The sequence below is a fragment of the Mycobacterium sp. pR1184 genome (assembly GCF_041287235.1).
Classification (GTDB): domain Bacteria; phylum Actinomycetota; class Actinomycetes; order Mycobacteriales; family Mycobacteriaceae; genus Mycobacterium.
Genome location: NZ_JBGGKR010000001.1, coordinates 1 through 16176 on the forward strand (window position 1 = coordinate 1; position 16176 = coordinate 16176).

General features: G+C 67.7%; 12 protein-coding genes and 1 pseudogene. 8 read left to right on the plus strand and 5 right to left on the minus strand.

Going from position 1 to position 16176, the window contains the following annotated elements; all coding sequences use genetic code 11:
* The 6 genes from ACAG21_RS00005 to rfbA form a co-directional block, all read left to right on the plus strand.
* The coding region (locus ACAG21_RS00005) for a hypothetical protein (RefSeq protein ID WP_370494020.1) at nt 1-467 on the plus strand (467 nt) is incomplete at its 5' end.
* Nucleotides 468-635: 168 nt separating this feature from the next.
* On the plus strand, nt 636-2159 hold the full coding sequence (locus tag ACAG21_RS00010) for a hypothetical protein (protein ID WP_370494521.1): 1524 nt from the start codon (nt 636-638) through the stop codon (nt 2157-2159).
* An 89-nt stretch (nt 2160-2248) separates the two neighbouring features.
* Nucleotides 2249-3574: a UDP-glucose/GDP-mannose dehydrogenase family protein gene (locus ACAG21_RS00015; protein ID WP_370494021.1), complete on the plus strand. Its 1326-nt coding sequence runs from the start codon at nt 2249-2251 to the stop codon at nt 3572-3574.
* 29 nt (nt 3575-3603) lie between these two features.
* A complete protein-coding gene (locus tag ACAG21_RS00020; protein ID WP_370494022.1) occupies nt 3604-4359 on the plus strand; it encodes a maleylpyruvate isomerase family mycothiol-dependent enzyme in 756 nt (251 codons plus the stop codon).
* Between the two features lie 52 nt (nt 4360-4411).
* Nucleotides 4412-4762 (plus strand): nuclear transport factor 2 family protein, encoded by a 351-nt coding sequence (locus ACAG21_RS00025; RefSeq protein WP_370494023.1) that lies wholly within the window; start codon nt 4412-4414, stop codon nt 4760-4762.
* 17 nt (nt 4763-4779) lie between these two features.
* Complete coding sequence (gene rfbA, locus ACAG21_RS00030; protein ID WP_370494024.1) at nt 4780-5646, plus strand: glucose-1-phosphate thymidylyltransferase RfbA; 867 nt, start codon at nt 4780-4782, stop codon at nt 5644-5646.
* Here the strand turns inward: rfbA and ACAG21_RS00035 are convergent.
* The 4 genes from ACAG21_RS00035 to iniR form a co-directional block, all read right to left on the minus strand.
* Nucleotides 5597-6868: a YibE/F family protein gene (locus ACAG21_RS00035; protein ID WP_370494025.1), complete on the minus strand. Its 1272-nt coding sequence runs from the start codon at nt 6866-6868 to the stop codon at nt 5597-5599. The genes rfbA and ACAG21_RS00035 overlap by 50 nt on opposite strands.
* Before the next feature lie 21 nt (nt 6869-6889).
* Nucleotides 6890-8179: a pyridoxal phosphate-dependent aminotransferase gene (locus ACAG21_RS00040; RefSeq protein WP_096284144.1), complete on the minus strand. Its 1290-nt coding sequence runs from the start codon at nt 8177-8179 to the stop codon at nt 6890-6892.
* 30 nt (nt 8180-8209) lie between these two features.
* Nucleotides 8210-11209 (minus strand): heterodisulfide reductase-related iron-sulfur binding cluster, encoded by a 3000-nt coding sequence (locus ACAG21_RS00045; protein WP_370494027.1) that lies wholly within the window; start codon nt 11207-11209, stop codon nt 8210-8212.
* 136 nt (nt 11210-11345) lie between these two features.
* On the minus strand, nt 11346-13748 hold the full coding sequence (iniR, locus tag ACAG21_RS00050) for an isoniazid response ATPase/transcriptional regulator IniR (RefSeq protein ID WP_370494028.1): 2403 nt from the start codon (nt 13746-13748) through the stop codon (nt 11346-11348).
* A 258-nt stretch (nt 13749-14006) separates the two neighbouring features.
* Here iniR and ACAG21_RS00055 point away from each other — a divergent pair, with 258 nt between their 5' ends.
* A complete protein-coding gene (locus tag ACAG21_RS00055; RefSeq protein WP_370494029.1) occupies nt 14007-14546 on the plus strand; it encodes an Rv0340 family IniB-related protein in 540 nt (179 codons plus the stop codon).
* A 249-nt stretch (nt 14547-14795) separates the two neighbouring features.
* A pseudogene (locus tag ACAG21_RS00060) lies at nt 14796-14936 on the plus strand (IniB N-terminal domain-containing protein); the annotation flags it as partial.
* Between the two features lie 180 nt (nt 14937-15116).
* On the opposite strand, the gene ACAG21_RS00065 reads toward ACAG21_RS00060, so the two are convergent.
* Nucleotides 15117-16169, minus strand: a complete 1053-nt coding sequence (locus tag ACAG21_RS00065) for a hypothetical protein (RefSeq protein WP_370494552.1) — start codon at nt 16167-16169, stop codon at nt 15117-15119.
* Nucleotides 16170-16176 lie beyond the last annotated feature (7 nt).

Here is a 16176-nt window from a genome sequence, read left to right on the forward strand (position 1 = left end):
ACCCGTCGGTGGCGGCCCGGTTGGTGGTGGTCCGTCTGGTGGTGGTCCGTTCGGTGGCGGCCACGGTGGTGGCGGTCCCATTGGTGGCGGACCCGTCGGTGGTGGTCCGTCTGGTGGTGGTCCGTTTGGTGGGGGTGGCCACGGTGGTGGCGGTCCCATTGGTGGCGGACCCGTCGGTGGTGGCCCGGTTGGTGGTCCGTCTGGTGGTGGTCCGTTTGGTGGGGGCGGCCACGGTGGTGGCGGTCCCATTGGTGGCGGCCCCGTCGGTGGCGGCCCGATTGGCGGCGGCGGACTTGGCGGAGGCGGCGGCCACGCAGGAGGCGGCTTCGGCGGCGGCGGCGGACTTGGCGGAGGCGGCGGCCACGCAGGAGGCGGCTTCGGCGGCGGCGGAGGCGGCGGTCATAGCGGCGGTGGTGGCGGTGGCGGCGGCCATCACTAGCCATCTCGTCCCACGCGACCGAGCTTGAAGGCGCGTAAAATCGGGTCGCTAGGGGAATACAGGGTGGGGAATCACGTCGTCTCGAGGCAGCCGGAGTCTGCGATCACGACGTCCTCCAAAGCACTGTCTAGCAAACGACAATGGAGGGGCATTGGACACCGTACTTGGGGTGTCGATGGCGCCGACGGCAGTCCGGATGGTTCTGGTCGAAGGCGAAAATGGCGATGGCGCCACCGTCGATGAAGACAATTTCGATGTCGCGTCCGACGACGACGCGGCAACGACCAGCGCTGCTGATCAGGTGGTTTCGGCGATCCTGGGGACCCAGGAGGGTGCCGCCCAGGGCGGCTACCAGCTGACGTCGACCGGCGTCACCTGGACCGACCCCATCGAGGCCGCCGCCCTGCGCGACGCACTCGCTGCGCACAAGGTCGAGAATGTGATGTTGGTCTCGGCGTTCCTGGCCGCGGCCGCATTGGCGCAGGCGGTCGGCAACGAAACCAATTACGCGCAGACCGCGCTGCTGTTCATCGAACCCGACACCGCCACCTTGGCGCTCGTCGATACCGCCGACGGCTCCATTGCCGATGTGCATCGCCAGCCCCTGCCCGAAGACGATGACGCCGCGGTGGCCCAGCTGGCCACGATGGTCTCGGAGGCCGAGACGCTGGACACCCGCCCGGGCGCGGTGTTCGTCGTCGGCTCCGGCGTCGATGTTCCGCTGATCAAGCCGGCCCTGGAGGCCGCGACCACGCTCCCGCTGGCAATGCCCGAGGAGCCTGAGACGGCGCTGGCTCGCGGCGCCGCCCTGGCGTCGGCGCACGCTCCGCTGTTCGCGTCGTCCACCGCCGCACAGGCCTACGCCCAGGACCCCGGCACCGGTGCGATCGACCCCTTCGCGATTGCCCCCGGGTATTTCAACGCCCCGGCCTCCGAAGAGGGCGCCCTGGCATACAGCGCGGTTCCTGAGGAGTACGTCGACCCCTTTACGGGCGAGCACACCGCCGCCACCTCGCTCGCCGATTACCAGGAACGTAGGTCTTTCGGTCTGGTGGGCAGTGTGGTGGCGGCGATCTTCATCGTCGGCGTGGCGGCGTTGGTCGTTTCGCTGGCGATCGCGATCCGGCCGACCGCCGGCGTGAAGCCGGTTCCCAGCCACAACATCGTCGCCCCAGCCACACCGGCGCCGGCGGCTCCAGCTCCGCCGCCCGCCGCCCCCGCGCCGGCTCCCGTGCCTGAGGCGGCCCCGATTCCGGCTCCGGCACCCGTTGCGGCGCCCGTCCCCCAGGCGCCCGCCCCGGCTCCGATACCCGAGGCGCCGGTTCCGGTCCAGGTCCCGGACGCGCCTGCGCCAGTACCCGACGCGCCCGCGCCGGTCCCGGTGCCAGTGGCTCCGGCGCCCGCGCCCGTGGCGCCGATTCCAGTCCCGATCCCGCTGCCGATACCCCCGGTCATCGGAGTGCCTGGCGTGCCGATCGGGCCCGGCGGTGGCGGCTTCCCGAATAGCCCCGGCCGCGGTGGTGGCGGGTTCCCCGGTAATCCGGGCCATGAGGGAGGCGGCTTCCCCGGCGGCGGCGGTCACCCTGGTGGTGGGTTCCCCGGTGGTGGCGGCTTCCCAGGTGGTGGCGGTCACGGTGGCGGTGGCGGCTTCCCGGGCTTCGGCGGTGGGGGCGGTCACGGCGGTTTCGGCGGCGGACACGGCGGGTTTGGCCGCCATTAGGTCTCCGAGAGCCAGCTGTCACCTCCCGTTTGCCTCCCGCTTAACGGAGCGATGCAGTTAGCTCATCGCGGCCCCCTACACACGGTGGTATGCGATGCACCGTCTTCGGCACTGGATATCTGGGTGCCACGCACGCAGTCGGCATGGCTGTGCTGGGACACGAGGTCGTCGGGGTCGATATCGACCCAGGTAAAGTCGCCAAGCTCGCCGCGGGTGACATTCCCTTCTACGAGCCCGGTCTCCGAGAGTTGTTGACCGACAACCTGGCTGCCGGCAGATTGCAATTCACCACCGACTACGACTTGGCGGCCGATTTCGCCGACGTGCACTTTCTCGGCGTCGGCACGCCGCAAAAGAAGGGTGAGTACGGCGCCGACCTGAGCCACGTCAACGCCGTCATCGACAATCTCGTACCCCGGCTGACCAGGCCGGCCGTGCTGGTCGGCAAATCGACTGTGCCAGTGGGCACTGCGGCCGAGCTCGGCGAGCGCGCCGCTGCGCTGGCGCCCGCAGGCGTCGACGTCGAAATCGCGTGGAACCCGGAGTTCCTGCGTGAGGGACACGCGGTGCATGACACCCTAGAGCCGGACCGCATTGTGCTTGGTATACAGCAGGATTCGGTGCGCTCAGAGATCGTCGTCCGCGAGTTGTACGCACCGATCCTCGACAGCGGTGTGCCTTTCCTGGTAACCGATTTGCAGACAGCGGAATTGGTCAAGGTTTCGGCCAATGCCTTTCTCGCAACCAAGATTTCGTTCATCAATGCCGTCTCCGAGGTGTGTGAGGCCGCGGGGGCGGACGTCACGCTGCTCGCCGACGCGCTCGGATATGACTCCCGCATCGGGCGCAAATTCCTCAACGCGGGCTTGGGTTTCGGCGGTGGCTGCCTGCCCAAGGACATTCGGGCTTTCATGGCCCGCGCTGGAGAGCTGGGCGCCAACCAGGCGCTGACGTTCCTGCGCGAGGTCGACAGCATCAACATGCGCCGGCGCACCAAGATGGTCGAGCTGGCGACCGCCGCGTGCGGCGGTTCGCTGCTGGGCGCCAACATCGCCGTGCTCGGAGCCGCTTTCAAGCCCGAGTCCGACGATGTACGGGATTCACCGGCGCTCAACGTCGCCGGCCAGCTGCAGCTCAACGGGGCCGCGGTCAACGTCTACGATCCGAAAGCTTTGGAGAACGCGTGCCGCCTGTTCCCGACGCTGAACTACGCGGTGTCGGTGGCTGAGGCTTGCGAGGGCGCGGACGCGGTCCTGGTGTTGACCGAGTGGCAGGAATTCACCGACCTCGACCCGAACGACCTCGCCGACCGGGTGCGGGCCCGCGTCGTCGTCGACGGCCGCAACTGCCTGGACGTCGAGCGCTGGACGCAGGCGGGCTGGAAGGTGTTCCGGCTCGGGGCGCGACGTCCCTAGATCGCACCCTTGACGAGTAGCCTGATCGCGTGGACTACGCGGCAGCCTTTCTCGACGAAAACCGCTCTTTTGCGGAGCTTTTCCGCGATGTCGACGAATCGCTCCCGGTGCCGACCTGCCCGGAGTGGAGCCTCAAGCAGCTGTTCCGTCACGTCGGCCGCGGCGACCGCTGGGCGGCGCAAATCGTGCGGGACCGACTCGACGAACGGCTCGACGTGCGCAGCGTCGAAGGCGGTAAACCGCCGCCGGATCCCGCCGACGCGATCTCCTGGTTGCACGGTGGAGCCCAACGCCTGCTCGACGCCGTCGAACTGTCCGGCGTCCAGACGCCGGTATGGACCTTTCTCGGTGAGCGCCCGGCGAATTGGTGGATCCGACGCCGACTGCACGAGACGTCGGTACATCGCGCCGACGCGGCCATCGCGCTCCGGCGTCAATTCACCCTCGATCCTGCCGTCGCGGCCGACGGGATCACGGAGTTCCTCGAGCGCATCGTCGTCCAGGCCGGCAGCAACGGCTCCCCACTGCCGCTCGAGGACGGCCAGACACTGCACCTGCACGCGACCGACCCGGGGCTGGGCGAAGCCGGCGAATGGACGATCGCGGTCTCGGACGGCGGCGTGGTCTGGTCACACGAGCACGGCAAAGGCAGTGCGGCGTTACGCGGCGGTGCCACCGAGCTGTTGCTGGCGATGGCGCGCCGAACTCGGCTCGCCGACACCGGTATCGAGATGTTCGGCGACGACGCCGTCTGGCAAACCTGGCTGCAGCGCACGCCTCTTTAGCAACGTCGGGGAAACGACGTGCTGAGAAGTGGTACACGGTAATTTTTAGTCCATGACCACATCGGAGATTGCCACCGTGCTGGCTTGGCACGACGCTCTCGCCAGCGCGGACATCGACACCTTGGCCGCCCTATCCAGCGATGACATCGAGCTTGGGGACGCGCACGGAGCAGCGCAGGGCCATGAGGCGCTACGCACCTGGGCCACCTCCCACCAGGCGACCACCGAACTCGGCGAGATGTACGTGCACGACGGCGTCGTGGTCGCCGAACAAACGGGCGGTGCTCCCGGTGCGTTGGCGTTCCGCGTTGTCCACGACCATGTCACCTCGGTGTTCCGTCATCAGGACTTGGCGTCGGCGCTGGCAGCCACCGAACTCACGCCGGACGACCTCGTCACCTAGGACTCAGGAGCCACTACATGCGCGGAATCATCTTGGCCGGCGGTTCGGGCACTCGTCTGCACCCGATCACGATGGGCATCAGCAAGCAGTTACTGCCGGTCTACGACAAGCCGATGGTCTACTACCCGTTGTCCACCTTGATGATGGCCGGCATCCGCGACATTTTGGTGATCACCACTCCGCACGACGCGGCCGGCTTTCAGCGACTGCTGGGTGACGGTTCGCAGTTCGGCATCAACCTCAGTTATGTCGAGCAGGAGAGTCCTGATGGCCTGGCGCAGGCTTTTGTCCTGGGCGACAAGCACATTGGCAACGACTCAGTAGCATTGGTGTTGGGGGACAACATCTTCTACGGCCCGGGACTGGGCACCAGCCTTGACCGCTTCCAATCCATCGAAGGCGGAGCGATTTTCGCGTACTGGGTGGCCAACCCGTCGGCCTACGGTGTGGTCGAATTCAGTCCCGACGGCCTGGCGTTGTCGCTGGAGGAGAAACCGGCCACGCCGAAGTCGAATTACGCGGTGCCCGGGCTGTACTTCTACGACAACGACGTCATCGAAATCGCCAAGGGTTTGAAGCCGTCGGCACGAGGCGAGTACGAGATCACCGACGTCAACCGGATCTACCTCAACCGCGGCCGGCTCGCGGTCGAGGTGATGGCCCGTGGCACCGCCTGGCTGGATACCGGAACCTTCGACTCGCTGCTCGATGCCAGTGATTTCGTGCGCACCCTGGAACGACGTCAGGGTCTGAAAGTCAGTGTGCCCGAAGAGGTTGGGTGGCGGCGGGGCTGGATCACCGACGACGAGCTGGCCACTCGTGCTCGCACGTTGCTCAAGTCCGGCTATGGCGGCTACCTGCTGGAGATGATGGAGCGGGGCTGAGCTCGCCCGGTTTGGCCAGCACGGCGGCAATCGCCGTGGTCAACGGCACTGACAGCGCGAGCGCGATTCCGCCCACCGCGGAGCGCACGAGTTCGATGGCCACACTCTCGCTGATCAGCACGTCGCTCAGCGATCGATTCGCGACGCTGAAGAGCAATAGCAGCGGCAGCGAGCTGCCGGCGTACGCCAGCACCAGCGTGTAGACGGTGCTGGCGATGTGATCGCGCCCCACCCGAATCGCGCTCAGGAAAATCGTCCGCCGCGAGGTGTCACCGCCGACATGGGCGAGTTCGAAGACGGTGGACGCCTGTGTGACCGTCACATCGTTGAGCACACCCAGCGAGCCGATGATGAACCCGGCGAGCAGCAGCCCGCTGATCGACACACTGCCCAGATACGCGCTGACCGCCGAGTTCTGTTCATCGGACAGCCCGGTCAAATGCGCTAATCCGATTGCGCCCCAGGATAATCCGGCTGCCAACAGCAGCGCGGACAAGGTGCCCAGCAGCGCGGCACTGGTGCGCAGGTTGACACCGTGGGCGAGGTAGATGACCACGTAGAGGATCGCCGCCGAGGCCACCAGGGCCACCGGAACCGCGGGGGCGCCGTCGCGCAGCGCCGGCAGTAAGAAGACCACCAGCACCAGAAACGCGACCACGATCCCGACCAGCGCCAGCAACCCGCGCCAGCGCGCGACCGCGACGATGACCAACGCGAAGGCCAGGGCCAGCCCCACCAGCGACCAGCCGCGCTCGAAGTCGTAGAACGCGTACGTGGTAGCGCCTTGCGGGTCGACCTGCCGCACCACCCGGATGTGGTCGTCGGCTTTGAATTGCGGCTGGCCGGGGCCGGGCGAGAATTCCAACAGGGTTTTCGCGCCGGCATTCGGCCCGGAATCGATTGCCACCAAAGTCTCTACGCATCGTCCCGCGCCCGGCGTCCCCGGCTGCGGAGCCGTGGTGAGCACCTGACTGGCCGACGGGCTGCCGCAGTCGGCCAACCCGCTGGACAGCACGTGCGCGCGCTCGGTGGTCACCGCCCCGCCGGTGGCGCTCTGATACGGCATCGGGATGGCGACATGCTGGCGGCTCGGCCACAACAACGCCGCACCGGCAATCACGGCGATGCCGATCGCCACCAACAGCCCGACGACGATTTTGGCGGGCAGCGGACCCAGCGGGGACGGTCCTGACGACAGGTTGTGCGAGTGCGAGTGGGTCACCCGCTCCACCGTAGAGGCGGCCTACTGCCGGTAGGCGGTCAGGAAGTTGCCCAGCCGTTCGATCGCCGCCGACAGATCACGTGCCCACGGCAGGGTCACGATGCGCAGGTGATCCGGGGCCGGCCAGTTGAAGCCGGTGCCCTGACCGACCAGGATTTTCTCCTGCAGCAGCAGGTCCAGGACCAGCTGTTCGTCGTCCTCGATGTCGTAGACCTCGGGGTCAAGCCGCGGAAACGCGTACAGGGCGCCATCCGGCTTCACACAGGACACCCCGGGAATCTGGTTGAGCTTGGTCCACGCGACATCGCGTTGCTCGAGCAGCCGGCCGCCGGGCAGCACCAGATCGTCGATGCTCTGGTAGCCGCCGAGGGCGACCTGGATCGCATGCTGGGCAGGCACGTTCGGGCACAGCCGCATATTGGCCAGCAGGCTGATTCCCTCGATGAAGCTGCTGGCGTGGTCCTTGGGCCCGGTGATCGCGAGCCAGCCGGCCCGGTACCCGGCAACCCGGTAGGCCTTCGACAGGCCGTTGAAGGTCAGGCACAGCAGGTCCGGCGCCAGCGTGGCCAGGCTGATGTGCTTGGCGTCGCCGTAGAGGATCTTGTCGTAGATCTCGTCGGCCAGCAGCAGCAGTTGGTGCTTACGCGCCAACGCGACGATCTGGGTGAGGATCTCGCGGCTGTACACGGCGCCGGTGGGGTTGTTCGGGTTGATCACGACCAGCGCCTTAGTGCGCTCGGTGATCTTGGACTCCATGTCGGCGATGTCGGGCTGCCAGCCCTGGGTCTCGTCACACAGGTAGTGCACCGGCGTGCCACCGGCCAGCGACGTCGACGCCGTCCACAACGGGTAGTCGGGGGAGGGAATCAGCACCTGATCGCCGTTGTCGAGCAGAGCCTGCAGGGTCATCGTGATCAGCTCGGAGCACCCGTTGCCCAGGAAGACGTCGTCGACGTCGAAGCGCGGGAAACCGTCGACCAGCTCGTAGCGGGTGACCACCGCGCGCCGGGCCGGCAGGATGCCCTGCGAATCCGAGTAGCCCTGCGCGTAGGGCAGCGCCTGGATCATGTCGCGCATGATCACATCGGGTGCGTCGAAGCCGAACGGTGCCGGGTTGCCGATGTTGAGCTTGAGGATGCGGTGGCCCTCGGCCTCCAGACGCGCAGCATGCTGGTGCACCGGGCCGCGGATTTCGTACAGAACGTCCTGAAGCTTCGACGACTGCGCGAAGATCCGCTGCCGGTGGTGGCCGGGGCTGTGCACGGGCACCTGGTGAGTGGTCACGTCACCAATGGTGCCATCGGCGTCCACCGATTTTTGCTGATAGAGGCCAATCTGTGATCAGCGCTTCCCCGGGGGACGGGCCCCGCGTGCGATCCCGAGCCCCTTAACAGGGGCCGCCGGGGGCGCCGCCTCACCGTTGGTGTCCTCGGACGGCTCCGGCTTCGGCTCGGGTTTGGCCTCGGCCTTTTGCTCGGCGGGTGCGGGAGCCTCAGCCTTCGCTTCGGCGGTGGGGGCCGCGGCCTTCTTGGCGCCCGGGCGCTTGGCCCCTGCGGCGATGCCCAGGCCCTTGACGGGCGCGGCCGGCGCCTTGGGTTCGGCGGCGGCGGCCTTGGGTTCGTCGGCTTGCGCGCTCTCCGGCTCGGCTTCGGTCGCCGGGGCCGCGGCGGCCGGGGCGGCCTTCTTGGCGCCCGGCTTTCGGGCGCCGGCGGCCATGCCGAGGCCCTTGACGGGAGCGGCGGGCGCCTTGGCCTCGGCGGCTTCGGTCTTTTCCTCCGTCGCAGGTGCTTCTGCTGCCGAGGCTTCGGCGGCCGGGGCGGCCTTCTTGGCGCCCGGCTTTCGGGCGCCGGCGGCCATGCCCAGGCCCTTGGCGGGGGCGGCTTCCGTCTTGGCTTCCGCAGCCGGTGCTTCTGCTGCCGGGGCCGCGGACTTCTTGGCGCCGGGGCGCTTGGCACCGCCGGCGATACCCAGCCCCTTCGCCGGCGCTGCGGCCTTGGCTGGCTGCTCGGGCTCGGCGGCCGCGGGCTCCTCGGCCTGCGCGGGCGCCTCCTGCGCCGGTGCCGTCGCGGTGGGAGCAGCGGCCTTGGGCTCGGCCTTGGCGGCTCGCTCCTCTGCTTCCTTTGCGGCCGTGCCCTTCTCCGGCAGCGTGGCCTTGTCGTATTCGAGTGACCCGAGCAGGATCTGCGCCACGTCGAGCACCTCGACCCCGCTGCGGCCGGCCTCCTCCTGCCGGTCGTTGACACCGTCGGTGACCATCACGCGGCAGAACGGGCAGCCGGTCGCGATCGTCGCGGCGTTGGTGGCCAGCGCTTCGTCGACGCGCTCGTGGTTGATGCGCTTGCCGATGTGCTCTTCCATCCACATACGCGCACCACCGGCGCCGCAGCAGAAGCTGCGGTCGGCGTTGCGCGGCATCTCGGTGAGGTTCGCCCCGGCGAAGCCGATCAGTTCGCGCGGCGCCTCGTACACCTTGTTGTGGCGGCCCAGGTAGCACGGGTCGTGATAGGTAATGTCTTGCGAGACAGGCGTTACCGGCACCAGCTTCTTGTCGCGCACCAATCGGTTCAGCAGCTGGGTGTGGTGCAGCACGCTGTAGTTGGCGCCCAACTGGCGGTACTCCCTGCCGATGGTGTTGAAGCAGTGCGGGCAGGTGACGACGATCTTGCGGTCGACGGTCTCCACGCCCTCGAAGACCCCGTCCAGCGTCTCGACGGCCTGGGCGGCCAGCTGCTGGAACAGGAACTCGTTGCCGGACCGGCGCGCGGAGTCACCGTTGCAGGACTCCCCGGTGCCCAGCACCATGAACTTCACCCCGGCGATGGCCAGCAGCTCGGCGACGGCCTTGGTGGTCTTCTTGGCTTTGTCGTCGTACGCGCCGGCGCAACCCACCCAGAACAAGTACTCGTAGCCGTCGAAGCTCTCGACGTCTTCGCCGTAGACCGGGACGTCGAAGTCGACCTCGTCGATCCAGTTGGTCCGGTCACCGGCATTCTGGCCCCACGGGTTGCCCTTGGTCTCCAGATTCTTGAACAGCACCGACAGCTCGGACGGGAACTCCGACTCCATCATCACCTGGTAGCGGCGCATGTCGATGATGTGATCGACGTGCTCGATGTCCACCGGGCACTGTTCGACGCAGGCGCCGCAGGACACGCACGACCAGAGCACGTCGGGATCGATCACACCGCCCTGCTCGGCCGTGCCGACCAGCGGGCGTGCCACCTGCTCGGGTCCGTGGCCGGGAACGCGGCCGAAGCCGGACTCCGGAACGTGGTGGCCTTCTTCTTCGACCGTCTCGAGGTCCAGACCCTCCATCGGCTCGGCGGTCTTCTCACCCAGGATGTAGGGCGCCTTGGCCATCCAGTGATCGCGCAGGTCCATGATGACGAGCTTGGGCGACAACGGCTTTCCGGTATTCCAGGCCGGGCACTGCGACTGGCAGCGCCCACACTCGGTACAGGTGGCGAAGTCGAGGTTCGCCTTCCAGGTGAAGTCCTCGATCTTGCCGCGACCGAAGACGTCGTCCTCGCCTGGATCTTCGAAGTTGATCGGCTTGCCGCCGGATTCCATCGGCAGCAGCGGGCCGAGGCCGTCGGGCAGGCGTTTGAAGGTGACGTTGATCGGCGCGAGGAAGATGTGCAGGTGCTTGGAGTGCAGCACGATGATCAAGAAGAACAGCGCCACGGCGATGTGAGCCAGCAGCGCGAAGGTCTCGATCCATTCGTTCGCGGTCACACCCAGTGGCTGCATGAGCGCGCCCATGGCGTGCGAGAAGAACGCACCCCGGCCGTACGGGAAGTTGCCGGTGACCACCGAGGCGCCGCGGAAGATCGCGAAGCTGATGATGACCAGTGAGATCATGAACAGGATCAGCCAAGCGCCGCCGGTGTGGGAGCCGTAGAACCGCGACGAACGGCCGTGTTCCTTTGGCTCACTGCGCAATCGGATGATCGAGAAGGTGATGATGCCGGCCAGCACGGCGAGCGCGATGAAGTCCTGCAAGAAACCCAGTGCATCCCAGCGGCCGACGATCGGGATGTGGAAGTTGGGTTGGAACAGGGTGCCGTAGGCCTCGATGTACACCGTGATGAGGATGAAGAAGCCCCACATGGTGAAGAAGTGCGCAAGGCCGGGGATCGACCACTTCAGCAGCTTGCGCTGACCGAATACCTCGGCGATCTGCGTCCAGATGCGGGTGCCGACGTTGTCGGTGCGGCCGCTCACCGGCTGCCCGGACATGATCAGTCGATACAGCCACCAGACGCGTTTGAGTGCGAACAGCGCCACGATCGCGGTCAGGCCCAGCCCCAACACCAATCTGATGATCGTCTGCGTGGTCACCGAAGGTCTCTCCCCATTGCATCGTCGCTCAACGAAAATTCGTTCGATCTTTGCTAGCTCATAGTGACATCTGGGCTGCTCCCGACGCGAGAAAGGTTGCCCTAACTGCGACGCTCGAAAGTCTTTGACCTGCGGCTTAGCCTTCCGGTGCCAGCATGGCACGTAACATAGACAACATCTCCGAGCGTGAGCCGGCGCCCAGCCGACGGCGAATACGGGCCACGTGGTGCTCAACGGTCTTCGCCGAAATGAAGAGTTGGGCGCCGATGTCGCGGTAGGGCATGCCCAGCAACAGGAGCTCGGCGACTTCGCGTTCGCGCTGCGACAGCGGCGATCCCGAGGTGGGTTGATGGGAGGGCGACGAAGCCGCGCCGTCGGGCTCGTCGCGCGTCAGCCCGGTGGAGACGTCACCCGGGTCCGCGCCCAACTTGAGATCGCGGGCCAGCTGCAGCATCGCGCCGGACACCCTGCCGTCGGGTGTTTGCAGCGCGGCCTGCCCGGCCAGCCGGGTCGCGTCGGATGTCAGCCCGACATGCGACAGCGCCCTGGCCGACGCGGTGACCTCGTCGGCGTCGACCTGGTTGGCCAGGACCCGTAGCCAGGTGCGGCCGGAACCCGACAGGGCCTGCGCCAGGATGCTGGATCCGGCCGACGCAGCGAGGGCTTGCCCGTGCGGGGCGACCAAATCCGGTGAGTTGGACAGGATTCCCGCGTGCACGCCGGCCCAATGCAGTGGGATTGACCACAAGATCGGGTTGCCCAGCGACTCCAGCAGGGTAAACGCCTGATCTAGGGCGTGGCGCAGCTGATCGACCTGGCGTATCCGGGCGGCACTCACCCACAACTCGCCCAACGGCAGCAGCGCGAACAGGTCGATGGAGTACTCGGACAGCACCTCCATGCCTGCGTACCAATGCTTTTGAAGTGCGCCGGTGTCACCGCTGCGGCGCGCGATCGCCGTCTGCAGGGCCGCTGCCCACAATGCGTCGCGCCGGTGTAACCCGGTCGAACCGACCGCCGCGACGTCCGCACTGGCCGACGGCAGCTGCCCGTCCTGCATCTTGATCCAGCCGGACAGCAAGGTGTGCCTAGGCGCAAAGAGCGGGTCACCGTCGGTGCGCACGGCGCGGCCGATCACGCTGCGGGCGCGGACCGGGTCGCCGCCGTGGATCGCGGCCAGGGTCACCAGTGCGGCCGGACTGTCCGGAATCACTTCGGTCACAGTCTGTTCGGTCGCGATGGCCTGACCCAGTTTCGCCATCGCGGCCGGATACGGGTGGTCCATCGTCAGCAGTAACCCCTCGGCCAGACTGCGCGCGGTACGGGCGGCCATCGTCGGCGGGCCGGCGTCCTTGAGGCGCAGCGCTGCACGCGCCGTCACCAGATCACCGGTCGAGGCGAGCGCGATCGCGGCGGCCGCGGCGACCACCGCGTCCGGGTGCGGGCCCAGCCAGCTGAACAATTCCGCCGCTTGATTCGCGTTGCCCTCGTGGGCTGCAACGCTGGCCGAAATCCGAACCGCTGCAGCGCGTTCGGCGGAATCAGGCGAGCTCAGCAGCTCGTCAGCCAGTGCTGCCGCGGCGGCACAATCTCCGTTGAGGGCCAGCGCGTCGGCGACCCGAGACGTCAGCCCTTCGGCGCCGGCGTTAACGGCGGCTTGGTAAAGCCTTGCGGCCCTGGCAGATACGCCGCGTACCGCCGCGGCATGCGTGGCCAGGATGGCCGCTAGCCGGTCGTCTTTGAGTCCGTGTTCGGCGAGGCGCAACGCGAACGGCAGCGAAACCGTCGACATGTCCAATTGCGAACGCAACAGTGCAGTTTCGACCTCGCGGTGGTGGGCATTGCCGACGATCTGGGCGATCGCGTCGTGGACCAGCTGGAGGAATTCGGGGGAGTGTGCGGGCTCGACAAGCCCGCCGGCGCGGGCGCGATCGACCACCCGACGCGCATCGGTCGCTGAAATACCCAGTGCCGCAGCCACATCGGCCGGACCCAGCTCTTTGGTCAGCGACATGATGAGAAGCGTGTCCAGGTCCGGTTCGTCGAGCCGACGTAATCGCGTGATCAGCGCGAAGGTTGCTGCCTGGGCCGGGGCGTGTGTGCCCTCGGACGCCGCGCGCACCAGAAACGGGAGCCCCCCGGTGCACGCCAGCAGGCCGTCGTCGACGGGAAGGGGGCCCAGCGATATCGGCGGACGATCCCGTTGCATCACCACGGTCAGGTCCCGCAGGCGCTCCTGCGGCTCGGCGGCCACCACCGCCGTGGTCCGCGGGTCGGCGGCGCACTCGGTGAGGCTGAGCAATTCGGGCTCGGTCAGCAGATGGGCGTCGTCGATCACCAAGGCGGCGTCGGGCGGATCGCCGGCCTGTGGCGGGCGGGTGAGCACGGTCCGCCCGGCACCCCGCAGCGCGTCGCGGGCGGCGGCCAGGGCGGTGGTCTTGCCGGTCCCGATGCCGCCGCTGATCATGAGCTTCACCGGACTCGTCGACGCGTTGGGCAGGGCCCGGATGACTTGTTCGAGCGTCGGGGAGTCGCTCATGTCGCGTCCCCCTAATCGGTGCTGCGCTGGTGGTCAGAAGCAGTTTTTCCACCATAGCCCCAGCAACCCCCGTATCCGGGTAGCCATCCCCGTAGCCCCGTGTTTCCCCTAAAGTGCCACCCCCTAATGCCGCCGGGCGCCTGGTGGGTTGTGCACCGATCACAGCGCTCGGCGGGGCGGATAGCATCGTGGTAATTGACTGGGCGGTCCCTGTGGCGGGCGTCGGCAAGGGCAACGAACGGCGAGGAGGTGTGCCTGATGGCAAACTCATTGCTCGATTTCGTGATCTCGCTGGTCCGCGATCCCGATGCTGCGGCCCGGTATGCGGCCAACCCCGCGCAGTCCATCGCGGATGCCCATCTTACCGATGTGACCAGCGCCGATGTGAATAACTTGATTCCAATGGTGACGGATTCGCTATCGATGGGCACTCCCGCGGGTCCCGCCTCAGGCGTGCCCGTCGCTGATCACGGAAACGTCTGGGCAAGCGGCGCGGCCGCGGCCGCCCTGGACGCCTTCACGCCGCACACCCCCACTGGGATCGTCGATTCGCATGGCCCGGGAAGCAGCGTGATCCATCCGCCGTCGACCCCCGCACCCGTTGAGGCGCCGGTCGATCCGCGGCCCTTCGGCATTGACTCTCCTGGGGCATCGGTGCAGCTCACTGGCTCAGAGACACCCGATAACCCGGTCGATCACGGGGGATTCCCAGCGCATGACGTGAGCCTGTGGGATCACCAGGTCACCCACCCGCATCCCGGCGACCCCGAGCACCACGACTTCGGCCTGCACGGCTGATTCTCCGGCCGCCGCGGTCGATTCGTTGCAGTCCTGAGCTGCGCTAACACTGTTTACTAGGGGCGTCTTCGGGCTGCGTCGGGGTTATGGCACATATCCCCTAATCCCCTAACAGACAGCCCCCACGGATCCCGGTGAGGCACCGATCGGCTGGGGGATCCGTCCCCGATTCCTAGGAGGGGCGGAATCCATAGCGTGTATTGCAGAACGCCGGTCGATCCGGCGCAGGGGATTGAAGGGGAATGAATCATGGACCGGCTGATCCAATACATCATGGGTTTGTTTGGCAACCCGGACGCGGCCCGCGCTTTCGTCGCGGGCCCCGGGCAGGCCATGACCGACGCAGGCTTGGTCAACGTGGCTCCGGAGGAGTTCTCCTCCGCAGTGGCCAGCGCGCTCCCTGGTGTGCCCCTGGGCGCGGGCGACCCGATCGGTGGGTTGCAGCAGGTGCTGACCGACCAGTACGGCTTTGCCCCGGGTTATGACGGCTATGGCTACGACCAAGGCTATGGCGGCTACGACCCCGGCTACGGGGGATACGACCCGGGCTACGGGTACGGTCCCGTCGGCCTAGTCGGCGAGGTTGCCCAGGACGCGGGCGCCCTGGTGGGTGACGCGATTGCCCCGGTTGTCGACGGCGCCGGCCTCGCCCTCGGTCTGGGAAGCGCGATCGTCGGCAACGTGGGTGGCGGACTGCTCGGCGCTGTTGACGCCGGACTCTACGGGGGCGGCTACGGCGGGTTCGGCCTGCAGTCTGGTTGGGGCTTTGGTCCCGGCACCGGCGGGTTCGGTCCCGGTTTCGGACCTGGTTGGGGCGGCTTCGGTCCGGGCTGGGGCGAGCCGGGTTGGGGACATGGCTGGGGTGACGGGCGACCCGGCTGGGGACATGGCTGGGGTGACGGGCGGCCTGGCTGGGGACATGGTTGGGGTGACGGGCGGCCTGGCTGGGGACATGGCTGGGGTGACGGGCGGCCTGGCTGGGGACATGGTTGGGGTGACCGGCCTGGCTTCGGTGAATTCGGCCATGGAACCGGGTTCGGTACCGGCTTCGGGGGCGAGTTCGGTCTGGGCGTTGGGATCAATGCCGGCCTGGGTCTTGGTGGTGGCTTTGGCGGACACACGGGCTTCGGTCTTGGCGGCGGCGGCCTGACAGGCATCGGTTTGGGTGCACAGACCGGATTCGGCGGACGTGCGGGACTTGGTTTCGGCGGCGAGAGTGGCCTGGGTCTTGGTGGTGGCTTCGGCGGACACACGGGCTTCGGTCTGGCCAGTGACGTTGGCCTGGGCGGTCGCACCGGCATCGGTGTCGGTGGTGAGGGCGGCTTTGGTGGCCACGCAGGTTTCGGTGAGGGTGTTGGGCTGCGGGCTGGCGGTGGAGTTGACGGTGGCGCTGGGTTCGGTGGCGGCGCGGAGGGCGGCTTTGGTGGCCACGCTGGCTTCGGTGAGGGTGTTGGGCTGCGGGCCGGTGGTGGAGTTGACGGTGGCGCTGGGTTCGGTGGCGGCGCGGGTCTTACCGGTGAGGGCGGTCTCGGTGGTGAGGCTGGACTTGGCGGTCGCACCGCGGTCGGTGCTGGTGCTGGATTCAACGGCGGTGGCGGATTTGGCGGCGACGCCGCCGGCCACGCCGGTG